The 15,584-nt window shown below is 45.6% G+C and carries 11 protein-coding genes; 3 read left to right on the forward strand and 8 right to left on the reverse strand.

Annotation, left to right across the window (positions count from 1 at the left end):
* Positions 1-136 precede the first annotated feature (136 nt).
* The 5 genes from M3180_RS04870 to M3180_RS04890 all read right to left on the reverse strand — a co-directional run bounded on the left by M3180_RS04870 (position 137) and on the right by M3180_RS04890 (position 8,773).
* Positions 137-1,597: an FAD-linked oxidase C-terminal domain-containing protein gene (locus M3180_RS04870; protein ID WP_251666150.1), complete on the reverse strand. Its 1,461-nt coding sequence runs from the start codon at positions 1,595-1,597 to the stop codon at positions 137-139.
* Entirely contained in the window at positions 1,594-2,922 is a 1,329-nt protein-coding gene (locus tag M3180_RS04875) for a (Fe-S)-binding protein (protein WP_251666151.1), read from the reverse strand. Before M3180_RS04875 ends, M3180_RS04870 begins: the two co-directional genes overlap by 4 nt.
* Before the next feature lie 3 nt (positions 2,923-2,925).
* Positions 2,926-4,287 (reverse strand): FAD-binding oxidoreductase, encoded by a 1,362-nt coding sequence (locus tag M3180_RS04880; RefSeq protein WP_251666152.1) that lies wholly within the window; start codon positions 4,285-4,287, stop codon positions 2,926-2,928.
* 21 nt (positions 4,288-4,308) lie between these two features.
* Complete coding sequence (locus tag M3180_RS04885; protein ID WP_251666153.1) at positions 4,309-6,447, reverse strand: alpha-glucuronidase family glycosyl hydrolase; 2,139 nt, start codon at positions 6,445-6,447, stop codon at positions 4,309-4,311.
* Between the two features lie 148 nt (positions 6,448-6,595).
* Complete coding sequence (locus M3180_RS04890) at positions 6,596-8,773, reverse strand: malate synthase G (protein ID WP_251666154.1); 2,178 nt, start codon at positions 8,771-8,773, stop codon at positions 6,596-6,598.
* Between the two features lie 259 nt (positions 8,774-9,032).
* Here M3180_RS04890 and M3180_RS04895 point away from each other — a divergent pair, with 259 nt between their 5' ends.
* The 3 genes from M3180_RS04895 (at position 9,033) to M3180_RS04905 (ending at position 12,195) form a co-directional block, all read left to right on the forward strand.
* Positions 9,033-9,782: an IclR family transcriptional regulator gene (locus tag M3180_RS04895; protein ID WP_251666155.1), complete on the forward strand. Its 750-nt coding sequence runs from the start codon at positions 9,033-9,035 to the stop codon at positions 9,780-9,782.
* Positions 9,783-9,967: 185 nt separating this feature from the next.
* Complete coding sequence (locus tag M3180_RS04900; RefSeq protein WP_251666156.1) at positions 9,968-10,729, forward strand: fumarylacetoacetate hydrolase family protein; 762 nt, start codon at positions 9,968-9,970, stop codon at positions 10,727-10,729.
* Between the two features lie 23 nt (positions 10,730-10,752).
* Positions 10,753-12,195 (forward strand): NAD-dependent malic enzyme, encoded by a 1,443-nt coding sequence (locus M3180_RS04905; RefSeq protein ID WP_251666157.1) that lies wholly within the window; start codon positions 10,753-10,755, stop codon positions 12,193-12,195.
* A 29-nt stretch (positions 12,196-12,224) separates the two neighbouring features.
* Here the strand turns inward: M3180_RS04905 and M3180_RS04910 are convergent, their stop codons facing one another.
* From M3180_RS04910 to M3180_RS04920, 3 genes are all read right to left on the reverse strand, one after another.
* A complete protein-coding gene (locus tag M3180_RS04910) occupies positions 12,225-13,469 on the reverse strand; it encodes an alpha-D-ribose 1-methylphosphonate 5-triphosphate diphosphatase (RefSeq protein ID WP_251666158.1) in 1,245 nt (414 codons plus the stop codon).
* Between the two features lie 251 nt (positions 13,470-13,720).
* Positions 13,721-14,824, reverse strand: a complete 1,104-nt coding sequence (locus M3180_RS04915; RefSeq protein ID WP_251666159.1) for a Gfo/Idh/MocA family protein — start codon at positions 14,822-14,824, stop codon at positions 13,721-13,723.
* A gap of 20 nt (positions 14,825-14,844) precedes the next feature.
* The gene (locus M3180_RS04920) at positions 14,845-15,570 is read right to left on the reverse strand and encodes a ThuA domain-containing protein (RefSeq protein ID WP_251666160.1); all 726 of its coding nucleotides are present in this window, start codon (positions 15,568-15,570) and stop codon (positions 14,845-14,847) included.
* Positions 15,571-15,584: the final 14 nt, after the last annotated feature.

The following is a 15,584-nucleotide window of genomic DNA, read 5'->3' on the forward strand; positions in this document are numbered from 1 at the left end:
ATACTTGGAGCAACGTTGTGATCAGCTAACTGGTAACGCTTACAACTGGATTGTATGACGCTTTTTGCCCGATTGTAACTGACAGTTCTTGCTTTTATGCTGTTAAAATAGGAAAGTGCAAATATTGTCCGGACGATCAAATATTGACTGCTGGCACTTCACGAGACAGCCGTTTCATCTCAACACATCGTGCAGGCTTCGGAAACATTTTATGTGGATTGCATAGCGAATTTGGATTAAAAACATCTCTTAGCTGCATCTGCGCCTCGATCTCGATATCATTGAAAATAAAGCGCATATCCTCCATCTTCTCAACACCTACCCCATGCTCACCAGTGATGGAGCCGCCTGCATCTGCGCAGGCCTTCAAAACAGCGGAGCCTGCCTCGACCGCTCGTTCTGTCTCACCTTCAACTCTAGAGTCAAATAAAATAAGCGGATGCAAATTGCCATCACCTGCATGAAATACATTTGCAATGCGCAATCCATACTGCTTGCTAATTTGACCGATGCGCTCCAAAACTTCAGGCAGCTTGCTTCTAGGTATGACGCCATCTTGAACAAGGTAATCAGGGGATATCGTACCCATTGCACCAAATGCTGTTTTACGGTTAGCCCACCATCTTGCTCGTTCAGCTGCATCCTTCGCCTTACGCACCTCACGTACATGGTGATTTTTGCATACCTGCATAATTTCTTCGATTTGCTCCTGCAGTCCTGCTGCAATTCCGTCTACCTCTATAATGAGCACTGCTGCTAAATCCTTTGGATAGCCTACGGGGTAATTTCCTGATTCCACGCCATGGATCGCCATGGCATCCATCATCTCTAGCGCGGCTGGAATAATGCCGCAAGCAATAATATCTGAAGCAGCCTGACTCGCATCTGTAACCTTATCAAATAAAGCTAGAACCGTGCTTACCTCCTGCGGCTTTTTCAATATGCGAACGGTAATCTCTGTGACAATGGCTAGCGTTCCTTCCGAGCCAGTCAGCAGTCCAAGCACATCATAGCCAGGCGTATCGAGCGTTCCGCCGAATCTTCTAATTTGACCATTGGGAAGCACGACCTCAAGACCTAGAACATGATTAGTCGTTACGCCATACTTTAAGCAATGCGCGCCGCCTGCATTCTCACCAACATTGCCGCCAATCGTACAGGTTGCTTGACTGGAGGGATCAGGCGCATAATAGTAGCCCTTAGAGGCGATGGAGTTAGATAGCTTCAAATTAATATAGCCAGGTTGCACGACCGCTCTTCGATTATCGTAATCTACATGCAGCAGCTTGTTCATGCGCACTAAGGAAATGATGACCTCGCCATTCAAGGCAGTTGCTCCACCACTTAGACCCGTGCCCGCTCCTCTTGGTATAAAAGGAATTTGCTGCTGATGCAGATAGGAGACGATAGCAGCAACCTCCTCTGTATTGCTTGGAAACACGACAGCAGCCGGCAAGCCCTTATGTATCGTATAGCCATCGCATTCATAAGCCATGACATCCTCATAGCGATACAGAATCGACTTCTTGCCTACCACTCGTGACAACGCATCGATCATCTGCTGCTTACGCTTCTCATCTAAAGGGGCATCAATCATGTAGGCATCCCTCCATCGCTGTCTTCTCGTTCATAGGCATCATTCAATAGTTGAATCGTATGCACAATTTGCTCGGATCGATGATGCTTTACAACACCGACCTGAAACTGCATCATACAGCCTGGATTTCCCATTGCTACGGCATCACAGCCCGATGGGATATCATTCATCTTACGATCAAGCAGCTGCGACGCCATCTCTGGCTGCGTTATATTATAGATTCCAGCGCTTCCGCAGCATCGATCAGAATCTGGCATAGCCTCAACGACTAAGCCAGGAATCATCTCTAATATTTCTCTTGGAGCCTGACGAATTCCTTGTGCATGCGCAAGATGACATGCATCATGATAGGTGACCTTCATATCAAGCTTACCCTTTGGCGCAATGAGCCCCAAATCTACTAAAAATTCTGAAACATCCTTCGTTTTCTCGGCAAAAAGGTGAGACCTTTCAGCGTAACGTACGTCGTTCTTCAGTAGCTCATCATATTCCTTCAGTGTTGAACCGCAGCCCGCTGCGTTAATAATGATTGCGTCTACTTCATTAGATAGAAACACATCAATATTGTGCTTCGCTAATTGCTTCGCCTGCTCGCGATCACCGGCATGCAGATGCAGCGCTCCACAGCATTTTTGAGCTTTAGGTATCCATACATCACAGCCATTTCTTCTTAGCACGTTCAGTGTTGCTTCATTCACATCGCTATAGACCACATCCATGACGCAGCCTGTAATCATAGCAACCGTTGCTCTTTTTTCACCGTATGCAGAGTATAGCTCTCCGCCTCTGCCTAATAAAGGAGACGTTTTTAGCTTGGGCAATGCAGCTTCCATCTCCTGTAGATGCGCAGGCAGTACGCGAAGCAGCTTTAGCTTTCTAGCACTCCTTTGTAGTCCTGACTTTTGGTACAGACGTGTCATCTTACCTAGCAGCTGCATCCGCTTTGGACTCGGGAATATATCGCGTAGGAACAGCTTTTGCACTACACGACCGGCCCCTTTTGCTGGAGTCGCGTGATAGAGCTGTCCTCTTGTTTCTTCAATTAATGCGCCTACCTGAACTCCTGAAGGACATGCCGTCTCACAGGCGCGACATGCAAGGCAGCTGTCAATCGGCTCTTTAAAATAGTTGTTTAATTGCAATTTGCCTTCTGCTGCAGATTTGATTAGGTATACTCTTCCTCTAGGCGAATGATGCTCAAGTCCGGTCTCCTGATAGGTAGGACAAGCCTCCAGGCACATGCCACAATGAACACACTCAGAAAATTTATTCTCATCTGGCGCATCCTCCCACAAAAAACTAGATAGATTAGATGTTTTCACCATAGCTTACATCCCCCCTATAAATCTTCCTGCATTTAATAGGTGATGAGGATCTATCGTCCGCTTGATGTCCTTCATCAGCTCATCATTCTGCCCCGACTGTCCCCAAACTGCTGCTTTTTGCCTAATCGAAAGCGGTGCACATTCGACAATACCATAGCCTTGGATCGAATCCATGTACCGCTGCACATCTGATATGAGCTCTATCCATTCAGTCTGCTGCTCCCAGCTTGCTTCAAAGATGACTCTTGATACTCCTGTATAGAGACCACCTGCAAACTGAAGAGCTATCTCTCTTGCTGCAGCTAGGCTCTGCACAGCTTCAAACACTTTGCTGACGTCCATTATGGAGCTCAGCAGCTTCATCTCTACGATGAGCGAGCGGCCTTCCAGCTGCTGTGCATTAGGCAATAGCTGTCCAAGCACCGTATACAATGTCTGAACCTGAGTTTTGTCAGAGCTAGTGCGCTGCTCTGCTATGCCGCATGCCCGGCACAGACGCTGAGCCTCCTCCAGCTGATATTGAACGGCTGAGGACACATCATCAAAGCCAATAGCTACTGTTGGCTGCTGGCTTGTTATGCCTATTGGCTGTTCGAATGACCCGTATAGCCATTCACAGATGCTTGGTTCGAGCTGAGAATCAATGAGCAGCTTTTGCAGCTGCTTCAGCTGATCTATAGAAGCAGTTGCTAAAACCATACCTGATGAGATCGAGATAGGACGAGTTCTGATCGTCAGCTCAGTTAGTACACCTAAAGTACCCATCGCACCAATAAAGAGCTTATTCATATCATAGCCCGCGACATTTTTAACGACCTTCGCTCCCACACGCAGTAATCTTCCATCAGGGTATATCACTCTAGCAGCCATTAAATAATCTCTTGCCGAGCCGTACATGGCGCGCCGAGGTCCAGATATATTTGCCGAAAACACACCACCGATGGTGCTGCTTGCTGCATGTGGCATATCTAACGGTATATATTGACCGTGCTCAGCCAAGCACGCCTGTAGCTGTTCAATCGACGTTCCTGCTTTCACCGTGATCGTTAAATCTCGCGGTGAATAGTCGACTATGCCGGATATATGCTGCATGGAAAGCAATACATCAGGTGTATGTGGCTCACCCATCGCATCCTTTGTTCCTCCACCTTGCGGTGTGATGGTAAGACGATGCTTGCTTGCCCAGAGCATAAGCCGCACAATATCATCTTCGTGTGTAGGTGTAACACGAATAGGCGCATGAAGCGTATAGCTGTCCTCTCGCCAAGGACGCTGGTCGATGGTTGACACCTTCTCTGCCCCGATTGCTTGACGCAGCTCCATAAGCTCAGCTTCAAGATCGAGTGCCCCTCGTATATACTGCATATTGCGTTTCACTCCTCTAGCCTATATAATGACTCGTTCACGTACATATTCAATATCCTCATATACCTGCGGCAGGAACAGCTCCCATGAGAACAACGTTTTACCGAGATGCATTAACGGTTGAGGTTTATAGTGTGATTTCGTTATGGCAACAAGTCGTTCCCAATGTGCAGCAGCATGAGGCGCCTCTAGCCAATAGATAGCTAATTGACGCTCAGCTTCATTGCCTGTGCTTCGATATAGCTCATAGCTCACCGCAGCGCGAAGCTTTTTGGCAAAGTAAAGACTTAGCTGAGACCAAGCAATAATATCAGCAACCTCGCAATCCAATCTCGGATCACCATTAAGCAGCTCCGTTACAGTACATAGAGCATCCTGAGCATCACGTTCAAGCTGATCCGCAAGCTGCAGAGGTGTAATAAAGGATTCCATCGATTGTTGATTGACTAGTTTGTGCACATATTCCTTAATAGATAGATAATCTGGATCCATAGGATGACTTTCTAGCAGGTCTTCAAGTGAAATAAACGCTTGACCGTCGTTATATTCTGACTCGCCAGTGGACAGAAACCCTTCTGCATAGAGTGTAAAATCCCAGGTGAAGTGGTAGAAGGATGCAAGTGCCATAGGCATGCGGCATGCTTTCGAATAGGCAGATAATATTTTATCTCCCTTCGATATAGAGAGCCGTTGATTGATTGCCTGAATAAATACGTCATCTGACGTATCAGGCGCATAAAGCAAGCGGCCCCAAAGCATGTAATATAGCCAATGCTTTTGGAAGGCGTAGTCCCAATGAATATGCGGACTATCTTGTATGTGAGAGTAATCTGTACCAGGAATAAAGCATTCCGAGCCTACATAGTAGCCTCCAACATATTCCTGTCCATTCGTACGTATATGTTCGCGAACAAAATCAGGCTGTGCCCATCTTAGCGTAAAGAAATCCTCATTACGTACCATCCACGTAATTTTGTAATTGGAAGGTGGTGGGTTCCAGTATCCCTCCATGCCGCTTGAGCCACCATGTGTTAGCAGCAGCTTTGGTGAAGAATAGGCGTGTGACCAATTGAATTTCACCTCTAGCCAAACTGGCTCTGTGAACGCATGGTTTTGCTCGATCGATGTTCTCGTAATGGCCGGGTCAACAGAAAATGGAGCACGATGGATGAATTTGATCGGACGGCTCGCTGCGCTCATTCCTTCATAATAAACATCCTCAATCCATTGCTGTATAGATTCTGGGGACATATCATTCATCCGTTCACCAAGCGATACGCCAAAGCCGGTTAAGTCCGGATACTCATCTATAAGCTGTGTAATGCTTTCACGGGTATATTGCTTTATGTCATCGGTCGTATAGGAATCTCCATAATGATACAACCGATCATGAACAGCTTGAGGATCGTAATGCTCAGTGAATGCTTCAGACACAATAATATTCCAATTAATTAGATACGTTTCAATGCCTCTTTCCTTAGCCATATGAAACAACGTAGTCCAGTACTGCTTCCACTCCGCGAGCTCTTCATCAGAAAAGGGTGTCGCAAGCGGAAAGCTTTTCGTGCGAAGCATAAATGGAAACGGATGCAAGTTCCATAGTGTAAGAACATTGTATCGATTATCGAGCATCATATTCAGAAATTGCTCCCAGAACTTTAAGTCCTTGACACAGGCATGCTGCAATTCAAAGCACTCGTTTTTCCGATAGCTCGACCAAGGCAAATTAAATTTAAGCGCACGGAATGGAAATCTAGCATTAATTAGACAGGGCTCAAGCTTATCTATTGATTTTGTCGCTTGCAGCCGCTCAGCTAGCTCTAGCAGGCCATACATAACCCCTGTCTCATCATGTCCAAGCACGTACAACCTTACATGATTATCTGTCCTCTCCTTACGTAGCTCGAAGCCCTCTGAGGCAAGCTCCTTATGTAGCGGCTGCACGTTATATCGCTCCAGCTGCTCATGACCAATGAGCACGAAGAGCTCAGAGTCCTGTATTGATGTGTCAGCCTCTTGATTAATGATAGGCTGAGACTTAGCCTGCAATGGATGAACGGAATAGGCAAGCTCGAGCCCCTGCATAACTGCCTTCAGCTTGGAAAGTGCATAAGTTATTCGTGTCGATTCCTGATGCTCACTTACGAAATAGATTCTCATAACAAGCTCCTCCTGACACATTGTTCTCGAGTGCGTAGTAATTATGGCAGCATGAGTATAATAGAAGAAGTAAGCGCTTGATATGCACAAGCGACCTACTTCTTCTTTTGTTGCATCAGCATTCACCGCTCGCTGAACGGACGGCAGCCTATGCTTGCTGTGTTACTCTAGCCTTATACTCTAATCTGCGTCGATGAAGAATAGGCTCAGTGTAGCCATTCGGTTGCTGACGACCCTCGAAGATAAGCTCACAAGCCGCTTGAAACGCAATAGATCCATCTAGATTATCCGACATGCGGTGGTATGCAGCATCGCCTGCATTCTGCTCGTCAACGATGCTCGCCATGCGTACCAGTGTCTCTCTCACCTGCTGCTCTGTACATATGCCATGATGCAGCCAGTTCGCAATATGCTGACTAGAAATACGGAGTGTTGCACGGTCCTCCATTAAACCAACGTTTTGTATATCCGGCACCTTAGAGCAACCGATGCCTTGCTCAACCCAGCGGACAACATAGCCAAGAATACCTTGAACATTATTGTCCAGCTCTGCCTGTATGTCTGCTTCGCTCCAATCTAGCGTCGGTACGATAGGAATTTGTAATATTCCATGACGAAGATCTTGATCTTGTACTGACGATATCAGCTTACTTTGCACCTGAGCTACATTAACTTGATGATAATGCAGCGCATGTAACGTAGCGGCTGTAGGTGAAGGTACCCACGCTGTATTCGCTCCTGCCTTTGGATGAGCAATTTTTTGCTGCAGCATTTCTCTCATCTGATCAGGCATTGCCCACATTCCTTTACCGATTTGCGCGTGACCCTGCAGACCACACTGCAAGCCGGCATAAACATTGGACAGCTCGTAGCTTTGCAGCCAAGTAGAGGATTTCATATCATTCTTTCTAAGCATTGCACCCGCTTCCATCGACGTGTGCATCTCGTCACCAGTACGATCAAGGAAGCCTGTATTAATGAATACAATACGATCCTTCACCTCACGAATGCACGCCTTCAAATTCAAGGAAGTACGACGTTCTTCATCCATAACTCCCACCTTAAGCGTATAGCGCTTCATGTTCAGTAGATCCTCAATTGCATTAAACAGTCTATTCGTAAATGCAACCTCTGCGGAGCCGTGCATTTTAGGCTTTACAATATAGATCGAGCCTTTTTTAGAGTTCGCCATAGCTCCTGCCTTCAGCGTGTGCTTAGCGATCAAGCTAGTTAGCACTCCATCTAGAATCCCCTCCGGAATTTCACGGTCATCTCGATCTAAAACAGCGTTAATCGTCATTAAATGTCCTACATTTCGAACAAATAGCAACGATCTGCCGCGTAAGCTGAGCGGTTCACCGCTAGGCGATGTATAATGACGATCTGGATGGAGTGCTCGAGTCATTACTTTCCCATTCTTATTGAATGTAGCTGTTAAATTTCCCTTCATTAAACCTAACCAGTTTCGATATACAGCTACTTTATCCTCTGCATCAACGGCAGCTACGGAATCCTCACAATCCATAATCGTTGTAATCGCAGACTCCATAATAATATCCTTAATCCCAGCACTATCCGTTCTTCCGATTGGGTGATTACGGTCGATTTGAATCTCGAAATGCAACTTGTTGTTACAGAACAGGATCGCTTGCGGCTGGTTCGCCTGACCTTGATACCCTGCAAACCGTTCACCATGCTGCAGTCTCACGATCGTTCCATCCTGCAGTGAAGCAGTCACTTCACCATTCGACACAGCATAGCTCGTTACCTCTGCATGGGAGCCCTCTGTTAAAGGAATGGTGTTATCAAGAAATTGCTTTGCAAACGCTATGACCTTCGCCCCTCTTGTCGGGTTATAATCCGTTCTCTGCTCTGCCCCACCTTCATCACTAATGGCATTTGTTCCATATAACGCGTCATAAAGGCTGCCCCAACGTGCATTGGATGCATTTAACGCATACCGAGCATTGTTCACGGGTACTACGAGCTGTGGCCCAGCCTGAAGAATGATTTCGTCGTCCACGTTCTCAGTTGTTACTTGAAACGGTTCTGGCTCTGGCTCCAGATAACCGATATCCTTCAAAAACTGCTCATATTGTTCAAATGCTGCTTGCTTATTGTTCTTATGCCAAGCATCAAGCTTTTGCTGAATTTCATCGCGCTTCGCAAGCAGCTCACGGTTTTGAGGTGTCAGCTCATGAATAAGCTTCTCAAAGCCTTGCCAAAATTGATTTCGTTCTACACCACTACCCGGTAAAGCTTCACTTTCGATAAATGCGTAGAGCTGAGCTGCTACCTTTAACCCGCCAACTGCAACATATTCCATCCTTCATTCCCCCAAACGATTGAATAAAATGGTTTAAGCCTATCGATTCATTTAGCATGAAACCTCTAGTTTGTTCATTATACTGAACAATGTTTTATATTAAGTTTGATTTAGTGTATCATCAACCCAAATAATGGTCAATATTAAAAATTAATGATGTTGAGACGTTGTTTTTTGTTTGACGATATAGAACGATCGATGATAAAATGATCTGAGTTTTATATAATGAACAACATTCTAATATATAAGGAGTATGACTATGGAGCAAAAGTACAATGTTCCCGCGATAGATCGTGCTGACGCCGTATTATCATTACTCATTGATGAGCCCTATCGATGGAAATTATCTGATTTATCTAAGCAGCTCAATATTAGCAAGAGCACACTATACTCATTACTCGTTACAATGGAGCGCTTAAAATGGGTAAATCGTGATCGTAATGAAACCTATGCAATAGGCAGTGCATTGGGTCGTTTTGGAAGTGCGTTCTTCCGTCAATATGACTTAATTGAGGAATTTCGCAGACTTGCTGATCCCGTTATGCGCAGACTTCAGGAATCTGTACAAATGGCTGTGCTTGAAGGCAATGATGTTTTGTATCTGGCCAAGGTCGAGGCAGCAACACCAGTACAGATGGTCTCCGGACCTGGCGTTCGATTTCCAGCTCATGCAACCGGCTTAGGAAAAGCACTTTTATCCGACAAAAGTGAAGAGGAGCTGCGTCAGTTATTTCCACAGGAGTCATTGCAGAAGATCACCGTACATACGATCAGCTCGCGAGAATCCTTGATTGAGGAAATTAAGCAAGGAAAGCAAGCCGGCTACACAACAGATATTCAAGAGGGTGTGATGGGCTTTTGCTGTGTCGCTGCACCGATATCGAAGCCTAATGGCTCCATTATCGCTGCTGTTAGCTGCTCTATGCCTATCCATAAATGGGAAGGTAAAAAGGAGCAGGCGCTGCAAGAAATATTAGAGCTTTCTAAGCTGCTGTCTCCCCTACACTAATTAATTGTCTCATCGATCATCAATTAGACAGCCCCCAAACTGTAGAAGCATACATCTACAATTTGGGGGCTGTCTTTTTTATTTTCCCTATTGACAGAATTTGAAAAATATACGAGGATATTCTTGTGCAACATACAATACATTGTTTATTATGATGAACAATTCAAAAAAGGGAGGTTCTTATCATGAAGCTAGCTAGATTTTCATTTGAAGGCAAAGCTGAAGTGTATAACGGCGTTATCGAGGGAGATTTCATTCATACATATAGCGGCAGCCCATTCGAGCAAATTGAGATTTTGCAGGAGAAATATGCTCTCCATGAGGTTAAGCTTCTTTCACCTATTATTCCAAGACATATTATTGGAATAGGCAAAAACTTTGTAGCAGAAGGATCGATTAAGCCACCAATGCCCGAGCTGCCTATTTTCTTCTATAAGCCTATAACGACAGTGATTGGTCCTGATGATCCGATCTTATTCCCGAGCAGCGTAACAGAAGCAAAGTTTGAAGCGGAGGTTGCAATCGTCATCGGTAAAACCGCTCATGCGATTACACCAGATGAGGCCTCAAATTATATATTGGGCAGCACGATTGCCAATGATGTTGGAGCGTTTCAATTTTTTCACGAGGAAGGACATTGGACCGTCGGAAAAGCGTTCGATACGTTCTGTCCATTAGGTCCTTATATCGATACAGAGTTTGATTATAATAACGCTCGAATTATAGCGCGCTTGAATGGAAAGGAGCTACAAAACAGTACGATGGAGCAGATCATTACTCCAATCCATGAAATGATTAGCTATATTAGTGGCTTTATGACCTTGATGCCTGGTGATGTCATCTTGACCGGCACACCTGCAGGGGCTGATTTTATGAGAGCTGGGGATACTATTGAATGTATTGTAGACGGACTAGGTACTCTTAGTAACACAGTGCAACAGCGTTAGTAAATGGTTAAGGAGGTTTCACGATGTCAATTAATACTACGATTATCTTTAGAATCGAAATGGATAAACATCAAGCTAGCTTTGGCGAAGTAGCAACGGCGATCAATGATGCCGGCGGAGATATTGTTGCAGTTGACGTTATTCGCTCCAGCAAGCATATTACCGTCAGAGACCTTACCGTTAAATTAAACGTTGAAGCTCATTCAAAAGTTACAAGCCATATTCGCTCACTTGCTGGGGTGAAAATCATTCATGAATCCGACAGTACATTTCTTGCTCATCTTGGCGGAAAACTACAAGTTACACCTAAGATACCGATTAAAAACCGCGAAGATCTTTCAAGGGTGTATACACCAGGCGTGGCTAGAGTTTGTATGGCAATATATGAGGATCCATCCAAAGCATTTACACTTACCTCTAAACGCAACATGGTTGCTGTTGTAACAGATGGAACAGCGGTGCTTGGACTTGGCAATATCGGTCCTGAGGCAGCTATGCCCGTAATGGAAGGAAAGGCGATGCTTTTTAAGCAGTTCGCTGATGTAGATGCATTCCCGATTTGCCTGCAAACTCAGGATACGGACGAAATCGTAAGCATCATTAAAGCAATCTCCCCTAGCTTTGGCGGTATTAATCTAGAGGATATTGCCTCTCCGCGGTGCTTTGAGATTGAACGTAGACTTCAGGAAGAGCTTGAAATCCCCGTATTTCATGACGATCAGCATGGAACAGCTGTTGTTATCTTGGCGGGACTCATTAATTCTCTTCGCCTAGTAGGTAAAAGCTTGGATACGATTAAGGTGGTAGTGTGCGGAGTTGGCGCCGCAGGAACGGCATGTATCGATATGCTGCTAGCTGCTGGTGTAAAGCAGTTAATAGCGGTAGATCGCTGCGGTGCTCTTGTTGCTGGAAACAGCTATGATCATCCTACACTTGAACGAATTGCTTCGGTTACGAACCCAGATAAAGTAGAGGGGTCCATATCTGATGTAATTAAAGGCGCAGACGTGTTTATTGGTGTGTCAGCTCCTGGAGTCATTACCGTAGAGGATATACAGCAAATGGCTGAGGATTCCATTGTATTCGCCATGGCAAACCCTGAGCCTGAAATTGACCCTGAACTGGCTGAATCCTATGTCCGAGTTCTTGCTACTGGCCGAAGTGATTTTCCAAACCAAATTAACAATGTCCTATGCTTTCCTGGTATTTTCCGTGGAGCACTAGATTGCAGAGCTGCAAAGATCAATGATGAGATGAAGCTTGCAGCTGCTCAAGCGATAGCCTCGATTGTGACAGAGGAAGAATTGAATGAGCACTATATTATTCCAAGTATTTTTAATGAAAAAGTAGTACAGCAAGTAAGAACAGCCGTCATTGAAGCGGCAATCCAGACAGGGATCGCTAAGCGTATCCCGCCTGAATTCAATCGACTTGATTACTCCATGTATCTCTATAATCAATCTTAGAGAAAGAGCCATATGTCGCTTGTTGCAGATTAAGCCTTGAAATAAGGCTGTGACGTATAAACGATGTTGCCGTTCACGATGGTCATCTCCACAAATGGCAGCTCATGAAATTGGTCGACAATAATGATGTCGGCCTTCTTTCCTTTTGCGATCGAACCGACTTCTTCAGCAATTCCCATTGCATCAGCGGGATGTAGGGTTGCAAGCTTTACGGCCTCGTGCAGCGGAATATTCGCCTCACGCTCTAGCTTGAACACCGCCTGCAGCATAGAGGATGGGTGATAATCCGAGCATATAATCTGAGCGCCAGCTTCTTTAATCGCATCCACTGCCCGTAGATTATGATCATGCGAAGCACCACGAACAATATTGGGTGCGCCTACACATACCTGAAGCCCTTGCTGAACTGCATACTGTGCTGCCTCCAAGGTGATCGGGAATTCACTTACGGTAACTCCACTGCTTTTAGCGCGATCGATTTTTTCATAGCTGTCATCATCATGTGAAGCAACAGCGATGCTGCTTTCCTTCGCTAATAGCGATAGCTGCGTTAGCCGATCCCAATCAATCGCTTGGCGCTGCTCCATCAGTGCATCGACGATGCCTTTTACTTCTGCTAACGTCACCCCTTGATTTTTCATCACATACCGCTCGAAGGAGCCCTCCTGACGATATTGACCTTGGCCAGGTGAGTGATCCATATACGATAGATAATGAATAAGCTTATCCTGTATATAGCGCTCAATATAAGGCAGTCCATCCTGATAGGACACCTCATAGCGTAAATGGATGTAGTTACGTACTAGACTTCGCTCTGCATTATACTTATGAATAAGCTCGATCAATTCGTTAACGAGATGGTAGCCGCGCAGGCTTAAGCCAACACCAAGCGACAATGAGTGATACATCGTCGTAATGCCATGCACTGGAAGCTTCCGCTCAAACTCAAGAAGTGACATTTCTAGAGGAAACAACGTGTTAGGACGCGGCTGAACCTCTTTCTCAATTGCATCACAATGAATATCTATTAGGCCTGGAAATATGTATTTACTTGACGCATCGATGATTGTTTTCGAGCTGAAGCTCATGCTTTGTTCGCACTCAGCTACGATATCATCCATAGAAATGGAAGCATCGACTATACGATGGATGCGATCATTTACAATGACAACTGTAGCAGAAACACATTCGTTTTCTAGCACAACTACACCAGAGGCAATGATCGTTAACGTATTATTAATACCGTTATTCTCTAACCCATTCACCTGATTCATCCTTCCTATGTAAAGTTAAATTAATTGTAAATTGTTCTGAAGTAATTGTAAAATGCTAGAGCTCGGTCCGTGCCGCTTGAATTATAGATATACTTACTCCTTGTACTACTTAATGTAGATGTTTGAGATCACTGAGGGAATAAAAATGCCAGCGTTTACGACAACGCTGGCATTGCTTGCTTCTGATTTTGAACAACTATAATAGCGATGGCTCACTACTTAATTTATATGCTATAAAAGTTTTGCATGTATTAATCAAGCAGCTGAAAGTTGCGCATACCAAGTGGTAGCAGCTGCGGCTTTTCACAGGAGCTCTGCATCATATAATGCTTGCCTTCACTAGCCGCATCATGAATACCGTGCATCGCCTCAAGCACATGATAGCCTAGCTGACCGCTTGCACGATGCTGGCGTCCTTCGATAATAGCAGCGGCCATGTCTGCTGCTCCAAGACCACGGCTATTTTCCGTATTGCCATACAGCAGCGGCACGTTATGCCATTCACTTGTGCCCGCTCGATGAATGCGAACCTCACCGCCAAAGTTGTTAGGATCAGGTACAACGAGCGTGCCGTGGCTGCCGTGCACCTCAATACGAGGCAGTGTGGAATGAGCTGGCGTATCGAATGAAGTTATGATCGTTCCAAGCGCACCGCCCGCAAAGTCAATAATTCCAGCGACATGCGTTGGCACCTCAACTTTAATTTTTTGCCCAAACTTCGGCTGACTTGTAATGGTGCGCTCTGGGTATGAGATGTTAGCTGCACCTGTGACGCGACGAATCGGTCCTAGCATTGCAACCATCGCTGTTAAGTAGTACGGTCCCATATCAAACATCGGCCCGCCACCAACTTGATAATAGAACTCAGGATTAGGATGCCAACGCTCGTGGCCACCAGACAGCATAAATGCTGATGCACTAATCGGCGTGCCGATCCAGCCATCCTCAATAACCTTAACAGCGGTCTGAATGCCTCCGCCTAAGAATGTATCTGGTGCGCTTCCGACGATAAGACCTTTCTTCTCGGCTAGTGCAAGAACCTGTTGCGCCTCCTCACGAGTAACTGTGAAAGGTTTTTCTACATAGACATGCTTTCCTGCTTCCAATGCCTGTAGGGAAACCGAGGCATGTGCTTGCGGAATCGTTAGATTGATCACCATCTGAATTTCTGGGTCAGCAAGCAGTTCTTCAACAGAATAGCCCTTGATGCTAAAATTTTCAGCTCTTTCCCGAGCACGGTCAAGGTCTAGATCAGCAATCGCTACAACCTCCATGCTGTCAAACTTACGACCATTCTCAAGATAAATACCGCTAATGTTGCCTGCACCAATAATACCAACTTTTATTTTATTCATCGCATCGTCACCCTATCCGCCTAATTGACTTGATTGTCCTGCATACCAGTATACGTACCGCCTTGCTCTCCCGATTGTAGAGCAATCGCTTTTCCGTCGGCACACCATAAGAAGCCTCTACGCATCATTTCCATCACTTCAGGTATTTCCATGATGTTCGCCTGATGTCCTAGGGAATTATAATACACGCGTCCAACTCCCCAACGCTTCGTCCAAGCCACTGGCATATCGACCGCTTTGTTCAGTACATGCGGGCCATCAACCGTTGGGAATCGTGTTGTAGCCAGCACTTCAACTGCTGGATCAACATGCAAATAATATTGCTCAGATGAAACCTCAAAATTAGGTATGCCATCCACTAGCGGACTGGAGGTGTTGCACATTTCAACAGTATAGCGCACCCCATCATTACCTGGGTGAGCAACCCATTGTCCACCGGTCATAAACTGCCAGTCTACGTTTTTACGGAAAGAATCGCACATGCCGCCATGACAGCCTGCTAAGCCAACACCGCTCTGTACAGCTGCGGAAACATTGTTTACAAGCTCTTGATCAATCTCCCCCATCGTCCATGCAGGGATGATGAGATCAAGTCCTTTCAGATACTCGACATCGCGAAACGCCTCTAGCGTATCCTGTACATCTACCTCAAAGCCCTCTGCTTCTAGCTGTCCTCTAAAAATATTTGCTACCTGCTCAGGTTGATGACCATCCCAGCCACCCCATACGATTAATGCCTTGCGCATTATTTATCCCCCTC

The organism is Paenibacillus camelliae, assembly GCF_023715345.1.
Lineage (GTDB): Bacteria > Bacillota > Bacilli > Paenibacillales > Paenibacillaceae > Pristimantibacillus > Pristimantibacillus camelliae.

Excerpts from the sequence above, each read along its gene's own strand:
- M3180_RS04870 (WP_251666150.1), bottom strand. The coding sequence starts at position 1,597 with ATGATTGATGCCCCTTTAGATGAGAAGCGTAAGCAGCAGATGATCGAT.
- M3180_RS04875 (WP_251666151.1), bottom strand. The coding sequence starts at position 2,922 with ATGGTGAAAACATCTAATCTATCTAGTTTTTTGTGGGAGGATGCGCCA.
- M3180_RS04880 (WP_251666152.1), bottom strand. The coding sequence starts at position 4,287 with ATGCAGTATATACGAGGGGCACTCGATCTTGAAGCTGAGCTTATGGAG.
- M3180_RS04885 (WP_251666153.1), bottom strand. The coding sequence starts at position 6,447 with ATGAGAATCTATTTCGTAAGTGAGCATCAGGAATCGACACGAATAACT.
- M3180_RS04890 (WP_251666154.1), bottom strand. The coding sequence starts at position 8,773 with ATGGAATATGTTGCAGTTGGCGGGTTAAAGGTAGCAGCTCAGCTCTAC.
- M3180_RS04895 (WP_251666155.1), top strand. The coding sequence starts at position 9,033 with ATGGAGCAAAAGTACAATGTTCCCGCGATAGATCGTGCTGACGCCGTA.
- M3180_RS04900 (WP_251666156.1), top strand. The coding sequence starts at position 9,968 with ATGAAGCTAGCTAGATTTTCATTTGAAGGCAAAGCTGAAGTGTATAAC.
- M3180_RS04905 (WP_251666157.1), top strand. The coding sequence starts at position 10,753 with ATGTCAATTAATACTACGATTATCTTTAGAATCGAAATGGATAAACAT.
- M3180_RS04910 (WP_251666158.1), bottom strand. The coding sequence starts at position 13,469 with ATGAATCAGGTGAATGGGTTAGAGAATAACGGTATTAATAATACGTTA.
- M3180_RS04915 (WP_251666159.1), bottom strand. The coding sequence starts at position 14,824 with ATGAATAAAATAAAAGTTGGTATTATTGGTGCAGGCAACATTAGCGGT.
- M3180_RS04920 (WP_251666160.1), bottom strand. The coding sequence starts at position 15,570 with ATGCGCAAGGCATTAATCGTATGGGGTGGCTGGGATGGTCATCAACCT.